Raw genomic sequence first — 21,665 nt, forward strand, 5'->3', positions numbered from 1 at the left:
CGTCACTAAAAGGAAGAAACGCATGAAGTCACCGATAGTCGTGCTGCTGTTCTTGCTCTGCTCACCTTGGCAACTGACTTCCGCGAAAGAACCCTCGGCTTCGATATTGATTCAAGGAGGGCGAATCATGACGATGGATCCGGCCCTGGGCGACATCGATCAAGGGGACGTGCTGATAAGGGACGGGCGCATCGTGGCGGTGGGGCGCGATCTGCAGGCCGACGATGCGCGCCGTGTCGATGCCCGCGGGCAGATCGTCCTGCCAGGTTTCATCGATACCCACAACCACCTCTACGTTACGACCATGCGCGGGCAATTCAGGAACCACCAAGGCCAGTTCTTCCCGGTCAGCTCGCGCCTGGCTGCAAAGATGAGCGCCGACGATACCTACACCGCCATGCGCTTGGGGGCACTGGAGCTGCTGGCGGGCGGAATCACCACCACGGGCGATTTCTTTGACAACGTATTGTCGCCTGCGCACGGCGAGGCCGGTCTTCGCGCGTTGCAGGATGCGGGCATTCGCGCCACCTTGTTCTACGGCGGCCCCGACAAGACCACCCGCTCCCCCGTCGATCTGGAGCAGCTCGAGGCGCTTGCCCAACAGCGCGACGGCCTGGTACGGATGGGCCTGGCATGGCGCCTGCCCCGTAATCGCGACGATGCTGCCAACTGGGCGATGCGCCAGCGCGAGTACGATACCGCTCGCCGCCTGAAAATACCGATTCAGGTGCATGTCAGCGGCGAAGCGAAACCCATGTTTGACGCGCTTATCACACGCGGTTATCTCTATCCTGGCCTTACGGTTGTTCATGCCACCGACGCCACACCGGACCAACTTCAGGCGCTGGAGAAAGCCGGAGGCAGTCTGTCGCTCACTCCTGTCAGCGAGCAGCGGGTCGGCTACGGCCTGACCCGCCTGGACCATTTCAGCGCAGTGACACGACAAGGGCTGGGCATCGATGGCAACGCGCTGGCAGGCAGTGCGGACATGTTCGCCAGCCTTCGCCTGGCGGCCCTGACCTGGAGCGGCGGGCTGCGCAACGAAGCAGCGCCCGACCCGCGGGCCCTGTTACGGCTGGCGACACAGGGTGGCGCCGCGGCGCTGGGGCGTGCAGACGAAATTGGCTCGATCACCCCTGGCAAGCGCGCCGACCTGCAAATCATCGCCCTTGACGACATCAATACGTCGGGGTTTGCCGGTGGCGATCCCGCGGCCCTGCTGGTGTACTCGGCCCGACCGGAAAACGTACGCACCGTGATGGTCGATGGCAGGCTCGTCAAACAAGACGGCAAGCTGCTGGCTGCTGATCTGCCCGGCCTGTTGCAACGTGCAGCGGTATCGGCAACTCAGATGCAAGCGCGCACCGACAAGCCATGACCCGGCCGACGAACTGCAAACCCCAGAAAATGACTGGTTTGATCCGCTTACGCGCCGCCGCCCTGGGAAAGGTAGCTGCGCCAAGCGACGGCGCTGCGAATGATTTCAGCATCCAGCATTTGTTGGTCCTCAGCCGTCTGGGGTGGTGAGTTTGGGGTGAGGTGTGGCAACACCAGCTCGATAGCCACATCACCCTCAAACCCTGCCGCGAGCAGCGCATCGCACTGCTCCCGGAAGTCGATATGCCCACTACCCATGCCGCCACGACCGGAATCGGAAATATGGTAGATACCTGTGTTCGGAGCATGGCGCCGAATCGTTGCGACCGGGTCGCGCTCATTGATATTCATGTGGAAGCTGTCGAGGATCATCTGCAGGTTACCGCCGGCCATCTGGCTGATGAGACCTCGGCAGGCTTCGCTGGTATTCACCAGGGGAAGTTCGTAGTGGTTGCATACCTCGTAGAGCGTACGCACGCCTCGTTCGCGCGCGTAGGCATCTACAGCGTTGCAACAGGCCAACAGCCGCTGCCAGGCGCTTTGCCGATCCGGGCAGTTGCGCGTCCATAGCGCCAGGCCTTGCAATGTGACCGGCACACGACCTGCGTCCATTGCAAAGTCGACCAGCTTGCAGTAGTACGCTATAGCCCCCTGCTCACTGGCTGCATCTGGCTCCGGCGGGCCTGCGTTGAAAGGGTCGATCGCTAGAATCCTGAGGCCTGCGGCGGCGGCCTTCTCCTTCAGTTCGATGCCGCTGCAGTCGCGAAAATCGCCCGCATACTGCAGCGCATCAAGCCCCAGCTCGCGGACTTTGGCGACAACTGGCCCAGGCTCAGTCAAGCCCAATGTCCAGGTAACGACCCCAATATTCATGCATGTGCTCCTTGGCTAGTGGCTTGGTCCTTTGTTTGGTATGCCCTGAGCGCAAACAGGTTCCGACGAATATTGAGGGTCGAAAAAAAAGCCGGTAAAAGTCTTTACCGGGTATGACTCACCCACATGGGTTACAAATCAGTTCACGCACATAGGTAACAGTTTTTAACTGGCAGGGTCGGTATCGCGCTCCCACTCGCGCCCTTCCCCGGCGAAGGTCGCCGGGTTGGCATGATCGGCATGGTTGTAGCGGGTCGAGAACGTAAGGCCGGGGATGCCCAGGCCGACGAAGTCGTAGGCGTAGCGCAGCTGCCAAGTGCGCTCGCTGGCTTCCATGAAGTCGGCAGCCATCATGTAGTTGGTCAGGTAGGCATCGGTGCCGATCAAGTAAGGCATGGCGGTGGAGCCGGACAGGCCCTGGTAGGCTCGTTACAGGTGCCGGGGCGATTGCCGATGGCTGGAGCAATGGCCGGGCCGCTGCCGTGATGTATGCCCGGCATGGCTACCGGGTGCTGGCCGTGGACCGCGATGCGGCTTCGGTGGGGCAAACCCGCGACATCATCCTCGAAGAGGGAGGCCGCTGCGAAGTCTTCACCGGAGATGTCACCAGCGCACAGGACATGCGCCAGATGGTGGACGCGGCGCAGGATCATTTTGGCGGGCTGGATGTACTGCACAACAATGTCGGTATCGCCGAAACCGGCGGCCCGGTGGAGGCCAGCGAGGACAGCTGGAACAAACTCATCGCGGTCAACCAGACCAGCCTGTTCCTGACCTGCAAGTATGCACTGCCGGTCATGGAGGGGCAGCGCAGTGGCGCCATCGTCAATATTGCGTCCATCGCCGCCCAGCGCTGGCTGGGGTTTCCTTACGTGGGCTATTCGGCGACCAAGGCGGCGATGATCGCCTTCACTCGAAATGTGGCCATCCAATACGCGCCGCTGGGTATCCGGGCCAATTGCGTGTCGCCTGGCTTCATGGACACCCCCATGGTCAGCACCTCGTTGACCCAGGCCTATGGCGGCGAGACCCAGGCGATGCTGGACAAGCGGCATGCCCAGTGCCCCATGGGCTTCATGGGCAACGCCTGGGATGTCGCCAACGCGGCGGTGTTCCTCGCGTCGGATGGCGCTCGCTATATCACGGGCGTCGACCTGGTGGTAGACGGCGGGCTCACCTTGCGCTGCGCGTGAGAATAAGCCCGGGACGCTATTGGCAAACCGAGCGCTGCGCACGGTTTGTTCACTTTCGCGCAGTCAGTCGCGCATGAAACCGCCATCGACGTCCATGATCTCCCCTGTCACGAACCCTGCCTCGGCCGATGCCAGGAAGCACACCGCTGCGGCAATATCCCGAGGCGTCCCCGCCCGCCCCAAGGGCATCTGCGCCAGCACCTGGGCCCTGGCCTGTGGCGCCAGCACGCTGGTCATCTCCGTGTCGGTCAACGCAGGTGACACAGCGTTGACGGTAATGTCGTAAGGCCCCGCCTCGCGCGCCAGGCCCTTGGTCAAGGCGATCACCGCGCCCTTGGCCGCCGCGTAGCAGCTGTTGCCCAGCAACCCGCCACCGCGTTTGCCGGCCACCGAGGCGATGTTGATGATGCGCCCGCTGCGCCGCGCCATCATGCCTGGCAACACCGCCTTGGCGCAGAAGAACACGCTGTTGAGGTCGATGGCCATGACCCGGTTCCACTCCGCCGTGGTCAGCTCCAGCAGCGGTGCGGTGGAGACGATCCCGGCGTTGTTGACCAGGATATCGACGCCCCCCAACTGCGCCTCGACCTGCTCGACCATCGCCAGCACCTGCGCTTCATCGGCCACATCCACACCTACGCCCACCGCCTCGACGCCCTGCTCGCGCAAATCAGCCGCGGCCTGTTCGGCGGCCGCGGGGTCCAGATCGCACAGGGCCACCCTTGCCCCGCCATGCCCCAACGCCACTGCGATGGCGTGACCGATGCCACGAGCGGCGCCAGTGACGAGCGCGGTACGCCCGGCCAAGCTGAAATTCAGTGCTGCTTGCACGGCAGTGTTGCTCATTGTCGTTATCCCTTTTGAAGGCCGTAGCCAGGCGCGCCCTCTGCATCGCAAAGGGCGTTGATCGAATCAGCGAATGAAAGAGGGCTCAGGCGGTGCCGTAGGCACCCAGCGCCAGTTGCTCTTTGAGCGGCGGGATGTCCAGCCGGCGCATCACCCGGTACAGCGAGGGTCGGCAGATACCCAGCTCGCGCGCGGCGGCCGACATGTTCCAGCGGCAGGCCTGGAGGGTGTCGAGCACGTCGGCGCGCTCATCGCCCTGCTGCGCCGGGCGGCGGATCGGGGTGATGTTGCCTGCCAGCGGCAGGGACGCTTCACGCGGGCCAGGCTCGCACTGGCCGAGAAAGTCCAGCGGCAGGTCGCTGCGCTGGATACGGGTACCTTCCATCACAGCGCAGGCATAACGCACCACCGCACGCATCTGGCGCAGGTTGCCCGGCCAGGGGTGCGCCAGCAGTAGCGCCCAGACGTCGCTCAGCACTTGCCGTGGCTCACAACCGGGCAGCTCGAAAGCGACCATGTTGCACAGCAATTCGCCGCGGTCATTGCGCTCACGCAGGGGCGGCAGCTCTACCACACCGGTGGCGATGCGGTAGAACAGGTCTTCGCGAAAGCTGCCGTCGGCTACCTTTGCCGCCAGATCCTGGTGGGTGGCGCAGACCAGGGCGAAGTTGACCGGCACGCTGCGTTCGGCGCCCAGCGGGGTCACTTCGCGCTCGGCGATCACCCGCAGCAAACGCGTCTGCTGCTCCAATGGCATGTCGCCGATCTCATCGAGAAACAGCGTGCCGCCGTCGGCCTGCTGCACCTTGCCTTTCTTGCCCCCCGGCAGCGCGCCGGAAAAGGCGCCGCGGGAATAGCCGAACAGCTCGCTTTCGATCAGCGTTTCGGGAATGGAGGCGCAGTTGAGCGCGACAAGTTGAGCGGCACGGCGCTGGCTGTGGGCATGCAGTGCGCGGGCGAGGATTTCCTTGCCCGTGCCGGTCTCGCCACGGATCAACACGGCGATCCCGCGCTCCATCAGGCGCAGCGCACGGCGAAAGGCCTGGCGCACCAGCGGGTCGCTGTCGTGGGCGATATCACATTCGGGAACGGCGGGTAGGCACGGGCGAACAGGGTGGGTCGAAGCGGTCATTTAGCGTCACCTTTTTCTTGTTCTATAGCTTGTGACTATGCCGGCGGGCGGCGCTTGTGGCACTGCCGGGGCCGAGGGGGTGTTGCAGGTTCACATTAGGGAGGCGCAGTTATATTTTCCAATACATAATCAAGCATCGACTGATACCTTTGAGAGCATCATGATCGAACTTCGCCACCTGCAGTACTTCCGTACCCTGGCCGAAACCCTGCATTTCGGTCGCGCCGCCGAAAAGCTGCATATCTCCCAGCCACCGCTGTCACGGCAGATCGCGCTGCTGGAAGAAGAACTGGGGGTCAAGCTGTTCGACCGCTCGCGCCGGCGGGTCGAGCTGACCGAGGCCGGCCAGCGCTTCTACCTCGACACCGGCACGGTGTTCGCCGCCTTCGAGCAGGCCAAGCGCAATGCGCTGGCAGCGGCGCGGGGTGCTGCCGGCGAGCTGTCGGTAGGGTTCATGATGTCGACTGCCTATAGCATCACCCCGGCCATCACTCGGCGCTATGCCGCGCTCTATCCGCAGGTGAACCTGAAGCTCACCGAGACCCTGCCGCTGGACCTCGCCCATGACATCAGCAGCGGCAACAAGGATGTGGCGATCATGTACCGCCCGCAAGATTGCACAGGCCTGGAGACGGTCACGCTGTACCGTGAGGAGATGACCCTGGTACTACCACCCGGCCACCGCCTGGCCGGACAGACGCTGCTGGAGCCACGCGAACTCGCCGACGAGACGTTCATCATCGTGCCCAGGCGTATCGCCCCTGCCCTGCACGACATGATCTGCAACTACTGCCTGCAGCACGGCGTGACCCCCAACATCGGCCTCGAGATCAACATGCAGCAGACCATCGTCAACCTGGTCGGCGAAGGCCTGGGGGTGGCCATGGTGCCACGTTCGATGCGCAACATGCGCCTGGCCAGCACCAGCTTCCGGCCTTTGCGCGAAGCGCCGGTGATCGAGGTGGTGGCGGTGTGGAAGGCGGACAACCACAACCCGTGCATTGCCACGTTTGTCGAGACGGCCCTGCAGGCCGGTGAGCAGGCGACGCGGGAAGACCAGGCGCGGCGCCAGACTGAAGACTGAAGCCCACTTCTTAGCGTGCGAGCTCTTTGTGGGAGCGGCCTTGTGTCGCGAAAGGGCTGCGCAGCAGCCCCTGGGTTCAGCGATGAAGCACAGATAGCTGGGGCTGCCGCGCAGCCCTTTCGCGACACAAGGCCGCTCCCACAAGGTCCGGGTCAGATCTCCAGAATACCCGAGGCCATGAAACCACCATCCACCGGGATCACGTGCCCGCTGATGTACGCCGCATCCTCCGACGCCAGGAACGCCACCGCGCCGGCCATCTCCGCCGGTGTGCCATAGCGCCGCAGCGGCACCGCCCGGGCATAAGACTCGCGAGTCGCAGCCGAATGCAGCGTACGTGTCAGGGGTGTGTCCACAGGTCCTGGAGCGATACCGTTGACGGTAATGCCATATTCGGCCAGCTCGATGGCCATCTGCCGGGTCAGGCCGATCACCGCAGCCTTCGACGTACCATAGGCGGTACGCCCCATGCTGGCCCGCATGCCACTGATGGAGGCGACGTTGACGATCCGCCCCCAGCCCTGCTCGCGCATCAGCTGGGCGGCCTGCTGGCTACACAGCAAGGTACCGGTGAGGTTGACGTTCATCAGCCGCTGCCAACCCTCCAGTTCAGTGTCCAGGAATGGCTCGGTGCGGGCGATACCGGCGTTGTTGACCAGCACATCGCAGCGCCCACAGCGCTCGCGCAGGGTGTCGAACAGCGCGCTGATCGACGCCGCATCGCCGATGTCGATGGCCAGGGCCAGGGCGTCGATGCCCTGGGCCTGCAGGCCGGCGACCATCTCCTGGGCAGCATTCAGGTTGATATCGGCCACCACCACCGTATGGCCGTCATGTCCCAGGCGTTCGGCGATGGCCGCGCCAATGCCCATGGCGGCACCGGTCACCAGGGCCACGCGTCCGTGGGCGGATACAGGCAAAGTCGTTTTCGCAGCTTGGCTCATGTCAGGGCTCTCTTAGAGGAAACCGATGGAAATCCACGGGAAACAGGCAACGACCACCAGCGCCACCAGCAGCGCGCCGAGATAACCCCAGACGCGGCGGATCACATGGTCGGAAGACGTCTTGCTGATGGCGCAGGCGGCGTAGAAGCCCACCCCCAGCGGCGGTGCGAACAGCCCCACGCCCATGGCCAGGATCACCACCATGGCGTAATGCACCGGATGAATGCCAAGCATCTCGGCCAAGGGGAACATCAGCGGGCCGAACAGCACGATGGCGGGAATGCCCTCGAGCACGCTGCCAAGGATCAGGAAGGTGAGGATGGTCACCACCATGAAGCCGATGACACCGCCGGGGATGTCCTCGATCAGTTCCACCAACGACTGCGAGAAGCCCGATTGGGTCAACGCCCAGGCCATGGCCGACGCCATGCCGATGATCAGCAGGATCGCCCCCGACAACGCCGCTGCTTCAAGCAGCATCGGGTACAGCCGCCGCCATTCGATGTGGCGCATGAACAGGTGCATCACCAACCCCACCAGCACCACGTAGGCCACGCCGATGGTCGACACCTCGGTAGCGGTGGCCGCCCCTTCCAGCACGGCTACGCGGATCAGCAGCGGCAGCGCCAACGCAGGCAAGGCGATCAGGAACGTCTTGGCCACACGCGACAGCGGTGCACGCTCGATCTTCGGGCCTTCCTCCTTGCGCGAGCGCCACCAGCACACCACCGCGATTGCCAGAGTCGCCACCACCGCCGGCATCAGCCCGCCGATGAACAGCGCGGTAATCGACACGCTGCACACGGCGCCAATGGTGATCAACACCAGGCTCGGCGGGATGGTCTCGGTCATCGCCCCGGTGGCGGACAGCAGCGCCGCCAGTTCCTCGGGTTTGGAGCCCCGCCGTTTCATCTCGGGGAACAGTGCCGGAGCCACGGCGGCCATGTCGGCGACCTTGGAGCCGGATATCCCCGAAACCAGGAACATCGCCCCCAGCAGCACATACTGCAAGCCACCGCGCACATGCCCCAGCAGCGAGGCCATGAAGTCGATCAGCGTACGGGCCATGCCCGACAGTTGCAGCACCACACCGAGCAGCACGAACAGCGGTACTGCCAGCAGGACCATGTGCGACATGCCTTCATCCATGCGCCCGACCACGATCGACAACGGCGCATGGGTGGCCAGGGCCAGGTAGGCCATGGTCGCCGTGCCGAAGGCGAAGGCGATGGGGATACCGCCGAACACGCAGGCGCCAAGCAGCACCAGGAAGAACACCACCAGGTTGTAGTTGCCCATCGCCGCCAGCAGTGGCTGTGCCAGCCACAATGCTGCAGCCACCGCGCCGACCACGGCCAGCCCGGCCATGAACTGGCGCACCGTCGAGTAGCGCGCCATGCGCGCCACCGCCGCCAGCAGCATCAGCATCGCCCCCACTGGCAAGGCTGCGGCACGCACACCATCGGGGATACCCAGCGCCGGCGTGGTGATCCACATCTGTTCATGGGAATGCTGCATGGCCGGCGAGATGATCATCGCCACGAACAGGCACACGATCAGCGCCGACAGCGTCTCGCTGAAGCCGCGCCAGGCTTCCGGCAGCTTGTTCACCAGCGCCGACATGCGCATGTGCTCGCCACGGTCCAGCGCCAGCACCGCGCCGAACATCGCCAGCCAGATGAACAGCGACGACGCCAGTTCATCGGACCAGATCAGCGGGCTGTGCAGCACGTAACGGGAAATCACCCCTGCCAGCAGAACGAAGGTTTCGATCACCATCAAGGCGACCGCGATCACGCCAACCAGGCGCATGGCCCAGCTGTTGAGGCAGATGAGCACCCGGGCCGGCAGGCGCTGCGAAACGGTGGAGGCCGGTAGCGCTGGGGCGCGCATCATGCCAGCTTCCCGGCGTACTGCTCGAGGATGGCCCAGGCCTCGTCGCCGAACTTGTCGTGCCAGTCGGCATAGTAGTTGGCGCTGCGCAGCTTCTCGCGGAAGGCATCGGCGGGCGCTTCCACCAATTCCAGCCCCTGCGATTTCAAGGTGTCGCGAGTGGTGCCTTCGAGCTTGGCGAGGTCTTCACGCTGGCCCATCACCGCGGCATCGATATGCTTGCGCAGGATGGCCTGCATGTCCGCCGGCAGGCGGGCGAACGAGGCGCTGTTGCCGAGCATCCAGAAACCATCCCACACATGGTTGGTCAGCGAGCAGTACTTCTGCACTTCGTACAGCTTGGCCGAGGACACCAGGGTCATGGGGTTTTCCTGCCCCTCGACGATGCGCGTCTGCAACGCCGAATAAACCTCGGCGAAGTTGATGCTGGTGGGCGCTGCCTCCAGGGCACGGAAGATCGACATGATGATCGGGCTGGGCGGCACGCGCAGCTTCATGCCGCGCAAGTCGTCAGGGCTGGTCACCGGGCGGGTGCTGGTGGTGGTGACGCGGAAGCCGTTGTCCCACATGCGGTCGAAAGCGAACAGCGTGCCGGTCTTGGCGATCTCGCCGCGCACATGCTCACCGAGCGCGCCGTCCATGGCGCTCCACACCTGCTGATAGTCCTTGAAGGCAAAGCCCACGGCGCTGATCTGCACCGACGGCACCAGGGTGCCGAGGATCACGGGCGAGAGGGAGAACAGGTCTACCGCGCCAGAGCGCACCTGGGCCAGGGTATCGGTGTCGCTCCCGAGCTGGCTGCTGGGGAACACCTGCACGGTCAGTGCCCCGTTGGTTTCCTCCTTGATGGCCTTGGCCATGGCCCGGGCCCGTACGTTCATCGGGTGGCTGATGGGCAGGTTGTTGGCGTACTTGAGTTTGAAGTCGGCAGCGCGGCTGTTGCCGCTGTACAGGCCCAGGCCGGCGGCGGCGACCGCGGCCGATGCTACGGAGGCCGTCTTGATGAAGGAACGGCGGGTGAAATCGCTCATGAAGCTCTCCTGACCTATTTGTTCTTATTGATCGAGTGGGATAAGGCGATGGTGTCAGTGACATAGCAATTGGGGTGCCACCCTGGCTCGGCAGCGCCAAGCGATGCTCGCAAAGGCCTAAAACAACCCCTAAGCCTATGATTTACAAGACCTGAAGCCGATCGAGCGACGATGTATCAATTTGTGATACGAGGTCGCTGCAAACGCCTGGGCTGTAACAGGTGTCTCCTGGAACTGTCGCCTGGGGCTTCAGGGCGACACCTGTAGCACCTCGCTGCTACCTGCCGACACCCTCGCCACGCGCCACAAAAGCACGGCGCAGACGCCTTGCCAAGGGGCTGGCACCGTTCTTGCCATCGACCTCGCAAACCCATCGAGCGAGGACTCACCTCATGGATTCACCCCTCATCACCGGCTGGTACCACGCCCCTTTCGGCAAGTTTCCCGATATCGACCCCGAGCGCATGATGGCCGACGCGGCGCTCGGCGCGCTGGCCCATGCCCGGCTCGACCCGCAGCAGATCGACTCGGTGCATGTCGGTCATTTCAACGCAGGGTTCCTTTACCAGGACTTCCCCTGCGCGCTGCTTGCCAACCACATCCCCGCCCTGCGCTTCACCCCGGCGGTGCGGGTTGAGAACGCCTGCTCGACCGGCTCTGCAGCCATCCACTCCGCCCTTCAGGCAGTGCTCAGTGGCCAGTCGCGACATGCGCTGGTGGTCGGCTTCGAAAAAATGAACAGCCTGCCCACCGCCGAGGTCGGCAAGATCCTGCTCAAGTGCTGCTACGCCCGTGAGGAAGCGGACACCGAAAGCGGCTTCGCCGGGGTGTTCGGCAACATCGCCAGCGCCTACTTCGAACGCTATGGCGACCAGTCCGATGCACTGGCGATGATCGCTGCCAAGAACCACGCCAACGGCGCACACAATCCCTACGCGCACATGCGCCGCGACGTTGGCTACGACTTCTGCCGCACACCCTCGGAGAAGAACCCTTTCGTCGCCGGCCCGCTCAAGCGCAGCGACTGCTCGCTGATCAGCGATGGCGCGGCGGCACTGGTGATCAGCCGTGCCGACCAGCACGACGGCAGCGGCCCCGCCGTGCGTTTTCGTGCGGCGGTGCAGGTCAACGACTACCTGCCACTGTCGCGCCGCGACCCCACGGTATTCGAAGGTGCGGCACGCGCCTGGCAACAGGCGCTGAGCCAGGCACGGTTGACCCTCGATGACCTGTCGCTGGTTGAAACCCACGACTGCTTCACCATCGCCGAGTTGCTCGAGTACGAAGCCATGGGCCTGGCCGAACGGGGCCAGGGGGCGCGGGTGATCGCCGAGGGCATCAGCCACAAGGATGGCCGGCTGCCGATCAACCCATCGGGCGGGCTCAAGTCCAAAGGGCATCCGATCGGTGCCACCGGTGTATCGATGCATGTGATGGCAGCCATGCAGCTCAGCGGCCAGGCCGGCGATATGCAATTGTCCCGCGCCGACCGCGCCGGCGTCTTCAACATGGGCGGCGCAGCCGTCACCAATTACGTGAGCATCCTGGAGGGCGTGCTATGACCGGTATCGACAACGTGATGAACCTGGGCGAGTTGCTGGCCCAGGTGGCCCGCCGCCTGCCCGACCAGCCCGGTTTCATCCGCGGCGACCAGCACGTGTCCTGGAGCCAGCTGCTGCGCCGGGTCGACAGCGTCGCCGCAGCCCTGCGCGCCCGTGGCCTTAAACAGGGCGATCGGTTGCTGGTGCATGCGCGCAACAATCTGCAGCTGTTCGAGAGCGCCTGGGTGGCGTTCCGTCTTGGCGTGGTCTGGGTGCCGACCAACGTGCGCATCACCGCACCGGAAGCCGCTTACCTGGGCAGCTCCAGCGGGGCGGTGGCGATGCTCTACGACGAGGGCTTCGGCCATTACGTCGACGCCGTGCGCGACGCTTCGCCTGCCTTGCAGACGGTCATCGCCATCGGCACACCGCGCAACGGCGAACTGGGCTACGACGCCCTGCTCGACGAAGGCGCACCGCTGCAGCCAACCTTCCGCCCAGCCGAAGTGCGCTACCACGACCCACTGTGGTTCTTCTACACCTCGGGCACCACTGGCTACCCCAAGGCTGGTGTACTCACCCACGGGCAGATGGCGTTCGTGGTCAACAACCACCTGGCCGATCTGATGCCCGGCCTGAGCCAGCAGTCGCGCTCGCTGGTACTCGCCCCGCTGTCCCATGGTGCCGGCATTCACGCCCTGGTCAACGTCGCCCGTGGCGCAGCCTGCGTGTTACCAGCCGGTGAGCGGTTGGACTGCGACGAGGCTTGGCGCCTGGTGCAGGAACACCGCATCGACAACCTGTTCACCGTGCCGACCATCGTCAAGATGCTTACCGAAGACCCCGCCGTCGACCGCTACGACCACAGCAGCCTGCGCTATGTGATCTATGCGGGCGCGCCGATGTACCGCGCCGACCAGTGCCACGCGCTGCGTACCCTGGGCAAGGTGCTGGTGCAGTACTACGGCCTGGGCGAAGTGACCGGCAACATCACCGTGCTGCCGGCCGACTGCCACGATGCCGAGGACAGCCCCCAGGCCAAGGTCGGCTCCTGTGGTTACCCACGTACCGGCATGCAGGTGGCGATCCTCGACGAAGACGGCACCGAACTGCCCACCGGCAGCGACGGTGAAATCTGCGTGCGTGGCCCGGCGGTGTTCGCCGGTTACTACAACAACCCCGAGGCCAACGCCGCGTGCTTCCGCCATGGCTGGTTCCACACCGGCGACCTTGGCCATGTCGATGAGCAGGGCTACCTGTTTATCACCGGCCGCGCCTCGGACATGTACATCTCCGGCGGCTCCAACGTCTACCCCCGGGAAATCGAGGAGGCGCTGCTGACCCATCCGGCGGTCAACGAGGTGGCAGTGCTGGGCATGCCCGACGAGAAATGGGGCGAATGCGGCTGCGCAGTGATCGTCACCACCTTCGATGTCAGTGACGAACAACTGCTGGCCCATCTGGAGCCACGCCTGGCCCGCTACAAGTGGCCCAAACGCTTCGTGCGCTGGCACGACATGCCCAAGTCCGGCTACGGCAAGATCGTCAAGAAGCACATCCGCACGCTGCTCGAAGCGGGCCAGGAGCAGCCGGCATGACGCCCCACTTCGAAACCCACGGCGGCGTGCGCCATTTCATCCACGGCGGCCTGCCACAGCAACCGCGCCTGCTCGACTGCGAGGTGGCGCGTAGCCAGGAACTGCGCGTCGAGTTGCCGCTGGCCTGCAACGTCGCAGAAGGCCTGCTGGCGGTGCTGCAGGGCTGCCATTACCAGAGCGCGGTGGGGCGTATTCTCTGTGGCGGTGCGGCGCACCTGAGCTATCACCGCATGGTCACCACCTGCGACAGTCAACGCCCCTACGATTACGGCCAGCCAGTGGTGTTGGATGGCTACATCACCTTCATCAGCGGCGCCCTCACCGTTGGCCGTGACGCCAGCGGCGCTCCCCTGCTGCACTGCCACGCAGGCTTCATCGACCGCGATGGGCAGCAGCACGGCGGCCACCTGGTGCTCAATCGGCTGATCGTCGGCAACGAGCCGCTGGTGATCCGCCTGTGCCTGTTCGACGAGGTGGCTTACCAGGTGCAGCCCGACGCCGAAACCCAGTTCAACCTGCTGCACCCCGTGCTCAAGGAGGCCTCATGACCCTTGCTCCACCTATCACCGATTCGCAGGTGCAGAGTGGCCAGTTGGGCCGCCTGGTGGTCGCCCGACTGAAACCCAACGAAGACATCATCGACAGCGCAGAAGCGCTTTGCGCCAGCCATGGCATCACCTGCGCCGTGGTCCGTGGCGGCCTCGGCAGCCTGATCGATGGCGAGCTGCACTACCTGGGCCGCCAAGGCATGCAGGATATTCACGTACCGGGCCCTGGCATCGAAATCCTCAGCCTCAGCGGCGAGGTCATCGCCGGACAGAGCCGCCTGCAGGCGGTGCTGGCCGACGCCGCCGGCAACATCTTCGCCGGCCGCCTGCAGCGCGGTCGCAACCTGTCGTTCATCACCGTCGAGCTGACCCTGCAGGAGTGGCTGCCCGACTGACCCTGCGTTGTACCACACCCTTTGCGCCCGGAAGTCTCGGGCGCCCTTTCGCCTTCAGGAAAACAACAATGACAAGAAAGCCACGCGCGCCCCTGTACCTGCTCACCGCCAGCACCTTCGTACTACCCGCTGCCCAGGCCGCCTTCATCGAGGATGGCAAGGCCAGCCTCAACCTGCGCAACTACTACTTCAACAACGACTTCCGTGACCGCCCCGGCGCGGCCGGGCAGAGCAAGACCGCCGAATGGGCCCAGGGCTTCGTCTTCGACTACAAGTCCGGCTTCACCGATGGCACCGTCGGCTTCGGCGTCGACGCCCTCGGCATGCTCGGCGTGCGCCTGGACGGTGGCGCAGGCAACCACCGCGGCAGCTCGATGATCCCTGACGACAGCGATGGCAGTGCCGTCGACGAATGGAGCCGGCTGGGGCTGACCGGCAAGCTGCGTTTTTCGCAAACGGAGGCACGCTACGGCACGCTGCTTCCCAAGTTGCCGATCCTGGTGGCCAACGATGGTCGCGTGCTGCCACAGACCTTCGAAGGCGGCATGGTCACCTCCAAGGAAATTGACGGCCTGACCCTCACCGGCGGGCGGCTGGAGCACACCACCGGCCGCGGCTCGAGCAACCGTTCGGGGCTTGCCGTGGCGGGTGGCAGCCGCGAGAGCAACGAGTTCCTCTTTGCCGGTGCCGACTACCAACTGACCCGCGACCTCAAGCTGCAGTACTACGCGGCGCAGCTCCAGGACTACTACGTGCAGCATTTCGCGGGCCTGGTGCACACCTGGGTGCTGGCCGACAACCAATCGCTGACCACCGACCTGCGCTATTTCAAGACCGACGCCGACGGGCGCAACGACTCGGCCAGTGGCCGTGCGGCCGGCTACCAGGTGAGCGGCCTTGGCGATACGCCTGGCAAGATCGACAACGACACCTGGAGCGCCATGTTCACCTATGCCATCGGCGGCCACGCAGTGCTGCTCGGCCACCAGCGGGTGTCCGACAGCGGCAACTTCGTGCAACTGAACCAGGGCAACACTGGCGAAGGCGCCGCCGGGTCGAGCATCTACCTGTTCACCGACCGCCTGGTGACCAGCTTCACCCGCGCCGGCGAACGCACCACCTTCGGCCAGTACACCTACAACTTCGCCGCCCTGGGTGTCCCAGGGCTGGTGGCTTCGGTGACCTACCTCAAAGGCACCAACATCCGCATGGCCTCGGGTGGCGACGAGAAGGAATGGGAGCGTGACATCGCCCTGGACTACGTGGTGCAGAGCGGGACGTTCAAGGGGCTGGGCTTCAGCTGGCGCAACGGCATGCTGCGCAGCGGAGTGCCTAGCGAATGGGATCAGGATCAGAATCGGCTGACGGTGAGCTATTCAGTGCCGCTCTTCTAATCGAAGCCGATACCCTGTCAAGCGCATACCGCGAGTGGGCAGGGTTCGACCAGTGCGTGGGCGTCCCCGCACAGGGGACGCACTTTCCCGCCAAGCACGGGTATGCTCGACACTTTTCCCAGATCGAAACAGAGGTCCGAATGAACGCCAAGGTAACCGTGGTCGCTCGCATCAGCGTCGTACAGGGGCATGAGCACGTTGTCACGCAGGCACTGCGCGAGGCCGTCACCGCTACGCAGTCGGAAGACGGTTGCGAGCTCTACCAGTTGTTCGAAACCCATGGTCAGCCCAATGAGCTGGTGATGATCGAGCGTTGGCGCGATGAGGCTGCACTCCAAGCGCACCTGGCCGGCCCGGCGTTTACTGTCCTGGCGGCAGTACTGGACGGCAAGGCGGCATTGCAAGTCAGCACGTTGGCGGCACTAACGAACTAAAACACCAGCCGGGGGCAGGCATACCGATCGGTTTCCTGCACCCCGCACACGAAGACGTTTTTTGGATCCACAGGCACGGCCAAACGGGTTATCCTCCCTCCCCTGCCTCTGTCACGAGATCGTCATGTCGTCCGCTGCCCTGCCGGCGCAAGCCCTCCGCGCCGACCGAGACTCCCGCAACGCCGCCCAGGTGCTGGGGCTGTGCCTGCCCAGTGACGTCTTGCTCTATCTGCTGCTGCCGATGTACGCATCGGACTTTGGCGTGACACTCGCCGAGGCGGGACTGTTGCTGGCTGCCAATCGCCTGGTACGCATCCTCGGTTATGGCTGGGTGGTGAGGTTCTATGCCAGCCATGGCGATCGCACGGCTTGCAGCCTTGCAGCCCTCGCGGCGGCGGCATGCGCGCTGGGCAGCGCGACGCTTTCCGGCTTCGCCGCGCTGCTGGTGCTGCGCCTGGTCTGGGGGCTGTGCTTCGCCACCTTCAACTTGAGCACCCAGACCTTGGCCACCGCCGAGCCCCAGGGTGCCGCACGCCGCGCCGGGCGCTCACGGGCGACACTGTCCATCGGGCCGATGCTGGCGTTGCCGCTCGGCGCGGTGATGGCCCTGGCCTATGGCCCACGCAGCGTGTTCTTCGTGCTCTGCGTCAGTGCCCTGTGCGGGCTGTGGCGCGCCCGCGCCCTACCCTCCCAGGGTCATCAGATTGCCAGCCGCAGCGGTAGACGCTTAAGGCTGCCGGACAGCATCGCCACCTGGTCCTTCATCGAGGGCGTGACCCTGGACGGCCTGTTCATCTTCGGCCTGTCGCTCTATGCGCAAACCCATCTCGGCAGCTCAGGGGTGTTGGTCGCGGGGGTGCTGATGGCGGTGCGATACTTGAGCGAGATGCTCTTCAGCCCTTTCGGCGGGCGCCTGGCCGATCGCTTCGGGCCGCTGCGCATGCTGGTGCTGCTGTCGCTGGCAACCTCGCTGGCGCTGCTGGTGTTCGGCAGCCATTGGCTGTTCATCGGTGCCTTCTTCGTGTTGCTGCTGCGCGCTTTGCAACTGCCGCTGGTGATGACGCTCGTGGCGTTGCGCAACCCGCAGGAGCGCATCCAGGCACTGGCCGGCAACGCCGTTTGGCGCGATATTGGCGCAGGGCTCGGGCCAATGCTGGCCGGGGTGCTGCTGCCCCAGGTCCCGGCGATCTGGGCCTACGCGGGCGCGGCGTTGGCCATTGCCCTTGCAGCGTTGAATTGCGCCCGGCCACAGCGCACTTGAGGAAGGGTGGAGCGCTGGCGAGCGCGCGCCCTGGATCACTGGCAGCACTGCCCGCACATCGCACAATCGTTCGATAACCGCACAAATACCGCCAAACCCTCTCCCCTGTTGCCCCATCTTGCGGCACGCTATAGGCAAGTCAGCTAACAATTCCAAGCCCTGACTGCCCCCACCGTCTCACCGCGCGGCAGCCAGGTTGAAAAACCCTACTCCAGGAACAACCAGGAGCTCGCCTTGATCAATAAAACGTTTGAGTCCATCGCCAGCGCGGTGGAAGGGATATCCGACGGCTCGACCATCATGGTCGGTGGCTTCGGCACTGCCGGCATGCCATCCGAACTCATCGATGCCCTGATCGACACCGGTGCCCGCGACCTGACCATCATCAGCAACAACGCCGGCAACGGCGAGATCGGCCTGGCCGCCCTGCTCAAGGCCGGCAGCGTGCGCAAGGTGGTCTGCTCGTTCCCCCGCCAGTCCGACTCCTACGTCTTCGACGAGCTGTACCGCGCCGGCAGGATCGAACTGGAAGTGGTCCCGCAGGGCAACCTGGCCGAGCGTATCCGCGCAGCGGGCTCGGGCATCGGTGCGTTCTTCTCGCCAACCGGCTACGGCACGCTGCTGGCCGAGGGCAAGGAAACCCGCGAAATCGACGGCCGCCAGTACGTCCTGGAAATGCCACTGCACGCCGACTTCGCGCTGATCAAGGCATACAAGGGCGACCGCTGGGGCAACCTGATCTACCGCAAGGCTGCCCGCAACTTCGGCCCGATCATGGCCATGGCCGCCAAGACCGCCATCGCCCAGGTCGACCAGATCGTCGAACTCGGCGAACTGGATCCGGAGCACATCATCACTCCGGGTATCTTCGTCCAGCGCGTGGTTGCCGTCCCCGGCACTGCCGCTTCTTCGATCGCCAAAGCTGTCTGAGGCCCGCCATGACCATCACCAAGAAACTCTCCCGCTCCGAGATGGCCCAGCGCGTGGCCGCAGACATCCAGGAAGGCGCGTACGTCAACCTGGGCATCGGCGCACCGACCCTCGTGGCCAACTACCTGGGCGACAAGGAAGTGTTCCTGCACAGCGAGAACGGCTTGCTGGGCATGGGCCCAAGCCCCGCGCCGGGCGAGGAAGACGATGACCTGATCAACGCGGGCAAGCAGCACGTGACCCTGCTCACCGGTGGCGCCTTCTTCCACCACGCCGATTCGTTCTCGATGATGCGTGGCGGCCACCTGGACATCGCCGTTCTGGGCGCCTTCCAGGTCTCGGTGAAAGGCGACCTGGCCAACTGGCACACCGGCGCCGAAGGTTCGATCCCCGCAGTGGGCGGCGCGATGGACCTGGCCACCGGCGCCCGCCAGGTGTTCGTGATGATGGACCACCTGACTAAGTCCGGCGAAAGCAAGCTGGTGCCGGAGTGCACCTATCCACTGACCGGCATCGGTTGCGTCAGCCGTATCTACACCGACCTGGCCGTGCTGGAAGTGACGTCCGATGGTTTGAAAGTGGTAGAAATCTGCGCCGACATCAACTTCGAGCAGTTGCAGGAACTCAGTGGCGTACCGCTGATCAAGTAATTCGCCCATCCGTAGGAGTCCGCCAAGGCGGGCTCCTACACAAGTATTCCGATGTAGCCGTGCGCTTTCCACTATCCCCGCCAGCCTCCCCAGCAAACCACCCACCAATCATTCAAGCTGAACCTTGCCCTTCGCGCACCACTCCACTCAAGGCAACCGTGATTTTCCCCAGCCTGTGAAGAGGTGCCCCATGAATGCAATCGAACTGTTGGTTCAGGACCATCAATTGGTGAAGAAACTGCTCGATGAGTTGTCTTCGACGACTGAGCGTGCGGTTAAGAAACGGGCCGAGCTGCTTGAGCGCATCAAGCAGGAGGTGTCCATACACACGGCACTGGAAGAAGAAATCCTGTACCCAGCCATCAAACAGGCCGGTGGCAAAGAGGAAGCGAAGATGTATTACGAAGCCAAGGAAGAGCATCGTGCAGTGGACTCGCTGGTCATCCCGGATCTGTTGCAAACCGACACCAGCACAGTGGAGTTCGCCGGTCGAGTGAAGGTGATGAAGGAGCTGCTTGAGCACCACATCGAAGAAGAGGAAAGCGAACTGTTCCCGACTGCCCGCAAGCTCCTCGGAAAAAAGGAACTCGAGGCAATGGGGCAAGCAATGCAAGCCCAGAAAAAACTGCTCAAAGGCGAAAAACGCGCCGCCTGATGTTCGAGTGCGCGCCCTGCCGAGGGCGCGCGATCCGATTCGCCTGGTCTTCGACAGCCACCCGCCGGGCATACCCGCCCCGCCAGCCTAAGAGTGTCATGACGACCCAAACCTTGCAGTCCCCCAACGGTGCCTCGACGCAAGAGCGCTTCTACAGCACCGACATCCCCGCCCGCCTCGATCGCCTGCCGTGGACGCGGTTTCATACGCTGCTGGTGCTGGCGCTGGGCATTACCTGGCTGCTCGACGGGCTCGAGGTCACCCTGGCAGGTTCCGTGTCCGGCGCACTGAAGGAAAGCCCGGCATTGGCCATGAGCAACACCGAGATTGGCCTGGCCGGCGCCACCTACATCGCCGGCGCGGTGCTCGGCGCACTGTTCTTCGGTTGGCTGACCGACCGCCTGGGCCGGCGCAAACTGTTCTTCATCACCTTGTTCCTGTACATCGGCGCAACGGCGGCCACGGCGTTTTCCTGGAATCTTTGGAGCTTTCTGCTCTTTCGCTTCCTCACCGGTGCAGGTATCGGCGGCGAGTACACGGCGATCAACTCGACCATCCAGGAATTCACCCCGGCGCGATACCGCGGTTGGGTCGACCTGACCATCAATGGCACCTTCTGGATCGGCGCGGCGCTGGGTGCGTTGGGCGCAGCGGTGCTGCTCGATCCGGCGGTGGCGGGCGGCGAACTGGGCTGGCGCCTGTGCTTCGGCATCGGGGCGCTGCTGGGCCTGGTGATCATGCTGATGCGCCTATGGGTGCCGGAAAGCCCACGCTGGCTGATGATCCACAACCAGCCAGAGGAAGCCGAGCGAATCGTCGCCAACATCGAGCGCCATTACCACGAACGCGGCATCGAGATCCCAGCGATGCAAGCGCCGCCCCTGAACCTGCGTGCCCGCGACCACACACCGCTGCGTGAAGTGTTTCACAGCCTGTTCGTCGAGCATCGCCGCCGAGCGTTGGTGGGCCTGACGTTGCTCACCGCCCAGGCATTCTTCTACAACGCGATCTTCTTCACCTATGCCCTGGTATTGACCGATTTCTACCACGTGCCCTCGGCCCAGGTGGGCTGGTATGTATTGCCCTTCGCCCTGGGTAATTTCTGCGGCCCGCTGTTGCTCGGGAGGCTGTTCGACGTGGTGGGGCGGCGGATCATGATCAGCGCGACCTATCTGATCTCCGGGGTGCTGCTGACCGTCAGCGGCTACCTGTTCCAGCAGGAAATGATCGATGTCACCCAACAGACCATCGCCTGGATGGTGATTTTCTTCTTCGCCTCGGCGGCGGCAAGTTCGGCGTATCTCACCGTAGCCGAAACCTTCCCACTGGAAATCCGCGCACTGGCCATCGCGGTCTTCTATGCGTTCGGCACCGGCCTGGGTGGCCTGGTCGGCCCCACCCTCTTTGGCGCCCTGATCGAAACCGGCGAGCGTACCAATGTGCTGTATGGGTATCTGTTGGGAGCGGCGCTGATGATCATAGCCGCTTTGACCCAGGCGCTTTGGGGCGTCTGCGCCGAGCGCAAATCGCTCGAGTCGGTGGCCAGGCCGCTTTCGCAGGTAGACGACAGATAAGCCCCAGTAGCCACGGATCACAAGCTTCAACCATGCCCCAAGAGGTTCATCCCGTTGGCACCTTGCTGGCTATTGCGAAGCGCGCATTCGTACTCCGCTTCGGCCCGGCTGGGAAAGTTGAAGTTCAGCCGGATCTTGTCACTCGTGTCGTAGAGATCAAAGCCTGGCGCCAGGTTGCCGGGGAAGCCGATGCGGCGAGGGAACAGCTCTTTTTCCAAAGGTACGGCGGGAACCACTACAAAGCGCGTCTGCATGACCATCCCTCTTCGGCAGTCCCTTAGTATTAGTCTGGATATGTGAAACCTTCAAGAT

The 21,665-nt window shown here is 64.1% G+C and carries 22 protein-coding genes; 14 read left to right on the forward strand and 8 right to left on the reverse strand.

Translation table 11 applies throughout. The features are described from left to right. Positions 1-22: 22 nt before the first annotated feature. Positions 23-1,378, forward strand: a complete 1,356-nt coding sequence (locus E6B08_RS16475; protein WP_238349219.1) for an amidohydrolase family protein — start codon at positions 23-25, stop codon at positions 1,376-1,378. A 47-nt stretch (positions 1,379-1,425) separates the two neighbouring features. Here the strand turns inward: E6B08_RS16475 and E6B08_RS16480 are convergent, their stop codons facing one another. Both E6B08_RS16480 and E6B08_RS16485 read right to left on the reverse strand, forming a co-directional pair. After that, a complete protein-coding gene (locus tag E6B08_RS16480; RefSeq protein WP_136915027.1) occupies positions 1,426-2,250 on the reverse strand; it encodes a sugar phosphate isomerase/epimerase family protein in 825 nt (274 codons plus the stop codon). A gap of 165 nt (positions 2,251-2,415) precedes the next feature. Next, positions 2,416-2,664, reverse strand: a complete 249-nt coding sequence (locus E6B08_RS16485; protein ID WP_265411755.1) for an OprD family outer membrane porin — start codon at positions 2,662-2,664, stop codon at positions 2,416-2,418. A gap of 32 nt (positions 2,665-2,696) precedes the next feature. Between E6B08_RS16485 and E6B08_RS16490 the strand changes: the two genes are divergently transcribed. Further along, the gene (locus E6B08_RS16490; RefSeq protein WP_265411756.1) at positions 2,697-3,443 is read left to right on the forward strand and encodes an SDR family NAD(P)-dependent oxidoreductase; all 747 of its coding nucleotides are present in this window, start codon (positions 2,697-2,699) and stop codon (positions 3,441-3,443) included. A 63-nt stretch (positions 3,444-3,506) separates the two neighbouring features. Here E6B08_RS16490 and E6B08_RS16495 read toward each other — a convergent pair whose 3' ends face one another. Together E6B08_RS16495 and E6B08_RS16500 are read right to left on the reverse strand one after the other, a co-directional pair. Next, entirely contained in the window at positions 3,507-4,289 is a 783-nt protein-coding gene (locus tag E6B08_RS16495) for an SDR family NAD(P)-dependent oxidoreductase (RefSeq protein WP_136915028.1), read from the reverse strand. 85 nt (positions 4,290-4,374) lie between these two features. Then, on the reverse strand, positions 4,375-5,421 hold the full coding sequence (locus E6B08_RS16500; RefSeq protein ID WP_136915029.1) for a sigma-54-dependent Fis family transcriptional regulator: 1,047 nt from the start codon (positions 5,419-5,421) through the stop codon (positions 4,375-4,377). A 160-nt stretch (positions 5,422-5,581) separates the two neighbouring features. Between E6B08_RS16500 and E6B08_RS16505 the strand changes: the two genes are divergently transcribed. Next, positions 5,582-6,505 (forward strand): LysR family transcriptional regulator, encoded by a 924-nt coding sequence (locus E6B08_RS16505; RefSeq protein WP_136915030.1) that lies wholly within the window; start codon positions 5,582-5,584, stop codon positions 6,503-6,505. Between the two features lie 152 nt (positions 6,506-6,657). Here the strand turns inward: E6B08_RS16505 and E6B08_RS16510 are convergent, their stop codons facing one another. From E6B08_RS16510 to E6B08_RS16520, 3 genes are read right to left on the reverse strand one after another with little or no spacing between them, the layout of a single operon-like run. Beyond that, positions 6,658-7,449, reverse strand: coding sequence for an SDR family NAD(P)-dependent oxidoreductase (locus tag E6B08_RS16510; RefSeq protein ID WP_136915031.1), 792 nt, complete (start codon positions 7,447-7,449; stop codon positions 6,658-6,660). A gap of 12 nt (positions 7,450-7,461) precedes the next feature. Beyond that, a complete protein-coding gene (locus E6B08_RS16515) occupies positions 7,462-9,345 on the reverse strand; it encodes a TRAP transporter large permease subunit (protein WP_136915032.1) in 1,884 nt (627 codons plus the stop codon). Beyond that, positions 9,342-10,373, reverse strand: a complete 1,032-nt coding sequence (locus tag E6B08_RS16520) for a TRAP transporter substrate-binding protein (protein ID WP_136915033.1) — start codon at positions 10,371-10,373, stop codon at positions 9,342-9,344. The genes E6B08_RS16515 and E6B08_RS16520 overlap by 4 nt, the downstream gene beginning before the upstream one ends. A gap of 392 nt (positions 10,374-10,765) precedes the next feature. Here E6B08_RS16520 and E6B08_RS16525 point away from each other — a divergent pair, with 392 nt between their 5' ends. The 11 genes from E6B08_RS16525 to E6B08_RS16575 all read left to right on the forward strand — a co-directional run bounded on the left by E6B08_RS16525 (position 10,766) and on the right by E6B08_RS16575 (position 21,353). Then, positions 10,766-11,935, forward strand: a complete 1,170-nt coding sequence (locus tag E6B08_RS16525; protein WP_136915034.1) for an acetyl-CoA acetyltransferase — start codon at positions 10,766-10,768, stop codon at positions 11,933-11,935. Then, positions 11,932-13,512, forward strand: coding sequence for an acyl-CoA synthetase (locus E6B08_RS16530; protein WP_136915035.1), 1,581 nt, complete (start codon positions 11,932-11,934; stop codon positions 13,510-13,512). Before E6B08_RS16525 ends, E6B08_RS16530 begins: the two co-directional genes overlap by 4 nt. Next, positions 13,509-14,060, forward strand: a complete 552-nt coding sequence (locus E6B08_RS16535) for a hypothetical protein (protein ID WP_136915036.1) — start codon at positions 13,509-13,511, stop codon at positions 14,058-14,060. The genes E6B08_RS16530 and E6B08_RS16535 overlap by 4 nt, the downstream gene beginning before the upstream one ends. Further along, positions 14,057-14,455 (forward strand): PPC domain-containing DNA-binding protein, encoded by a 399-nt coding sequence (locus E6B08_RS16540; protein WP_136915037.1) that lies wholly within the window; start codon positions 14,057-14,059, stop codon positions 14,453-14,455. Before E6B08_RS16535 ends, E6B08_RS16540 begins: the two co-directional genes overlap by 4 nt. 68 nt (positions 14,456-14,523) lie before the next feature. Further along, positions 14,524-15,849 carry an OprD family porin gene (locus tag E6B08_RS16545; RefSeq protein ID WP_136915038.1) on the forward strand — a complete coding sequence of 442 codons (1,326 nt, stop codon included), beginning with the start codon at positions 14,524-14,526 and terminating at the stop codon, positions 15,847-15,849. Between the two features lie 140 nt (positions 15,850-15,989). Further along, on the forward strand, positions 15,990-16,283 hold the full coding sequence (locus E6B08_RS16550; RefSeq protein WP_136915039.1) for a putative quinol monooxygenase: 294 nt from the start codon (positions 15,990-15,992) through the stop codon (positions 16,281-16,283). A gap of 124 nt (positions 16,284-16,407) precedes the next feature. Continuing rightward, positions 16,408-17,544 (forward strand): MFS transporter, encoded by a 1,137-nt coding sequence (locus tag E6B08_RS16555; protein ID WP_136915040.1) that lies wholly within the window; start codon positions 16,408-16,410, stop codon positions 17,542-17,544. Between the two features lie 234 nt (positions 17,545-17,778). Continuing rightward, positions 17,779-18,474: a 3-oxoacid CoA-transferase subunit A gene (locus tag E6B08_RS16560; protein WP_136915041.1), complete on the forward strand. Its 696-nt coding sequence runs from the start codon at positions 17,779-17,781 to the stop codon at positions 18,472-18,474. Between the two features lie 8 nt (positions 18,475-18,482). Then, positions 18,483-19,124 (forward strand): 3-oxoacid CoA-transferase subunit B, encoded by a 642-nt coding sequence (locus tag E6B08_RS16565; RefSeq protein WP_136915042.1) that lies wholly within the window; start codon positions 18,483-18,485, stop codon positions 19,122-19,124. 190 nt (positions 19,125-19,314) lie between these two features. Continuing rightward, complete coding sequence (locus E6B08_RS16570) at positions 19,315-19,779, forward strand: hemerythrin domain-containing protein (RefSeq protein WP_136915043.1); 465 nt, start codon at positions 19,315-19,317, stop codon at positions 19,777-19,779. 98 nt (positions 19,780-19,877) lie between these two features. After that, a complete protein-coding gene (locus tag E6B08_RS16575) occupies positions 19,878-21,353 on the forward strand; it encodes an MFS transporter (protein WP_136915044.1) in 1,476 nt (491 codons plus the stop codon). Between the two features lie 26 nt (positions 21,354-21,379). On the opposite strand, the gene E6B08_RS16580 is transcribed toward E6B08_RS16575, so the two are convergent. Next, positions 21,380-21,613 carry a hypothetical protein gene (locus tag E6B08_RS16580; RefSeq protein WP_136915045.1) on the reverse strand — a complete coding sequence of 78 codons (234 nt, stop codon included), beginning with the start codon at positions 21,611-21,613 and terminating at the stop codon, positions 21,380-21,382. Positions 21,614-21,665 lie beyond the last annotated feature (52 nt).

Source organism: Pseudomonas putida (genome assembly GCF_005080685.1).
Lineage (GTDB): Bacteria > Pseudomonadota > Gammaproteobacteria > Pseudomonadales > Pseudomonadaceae > Aquipseudomonas > Aquipseudomonas putida_V.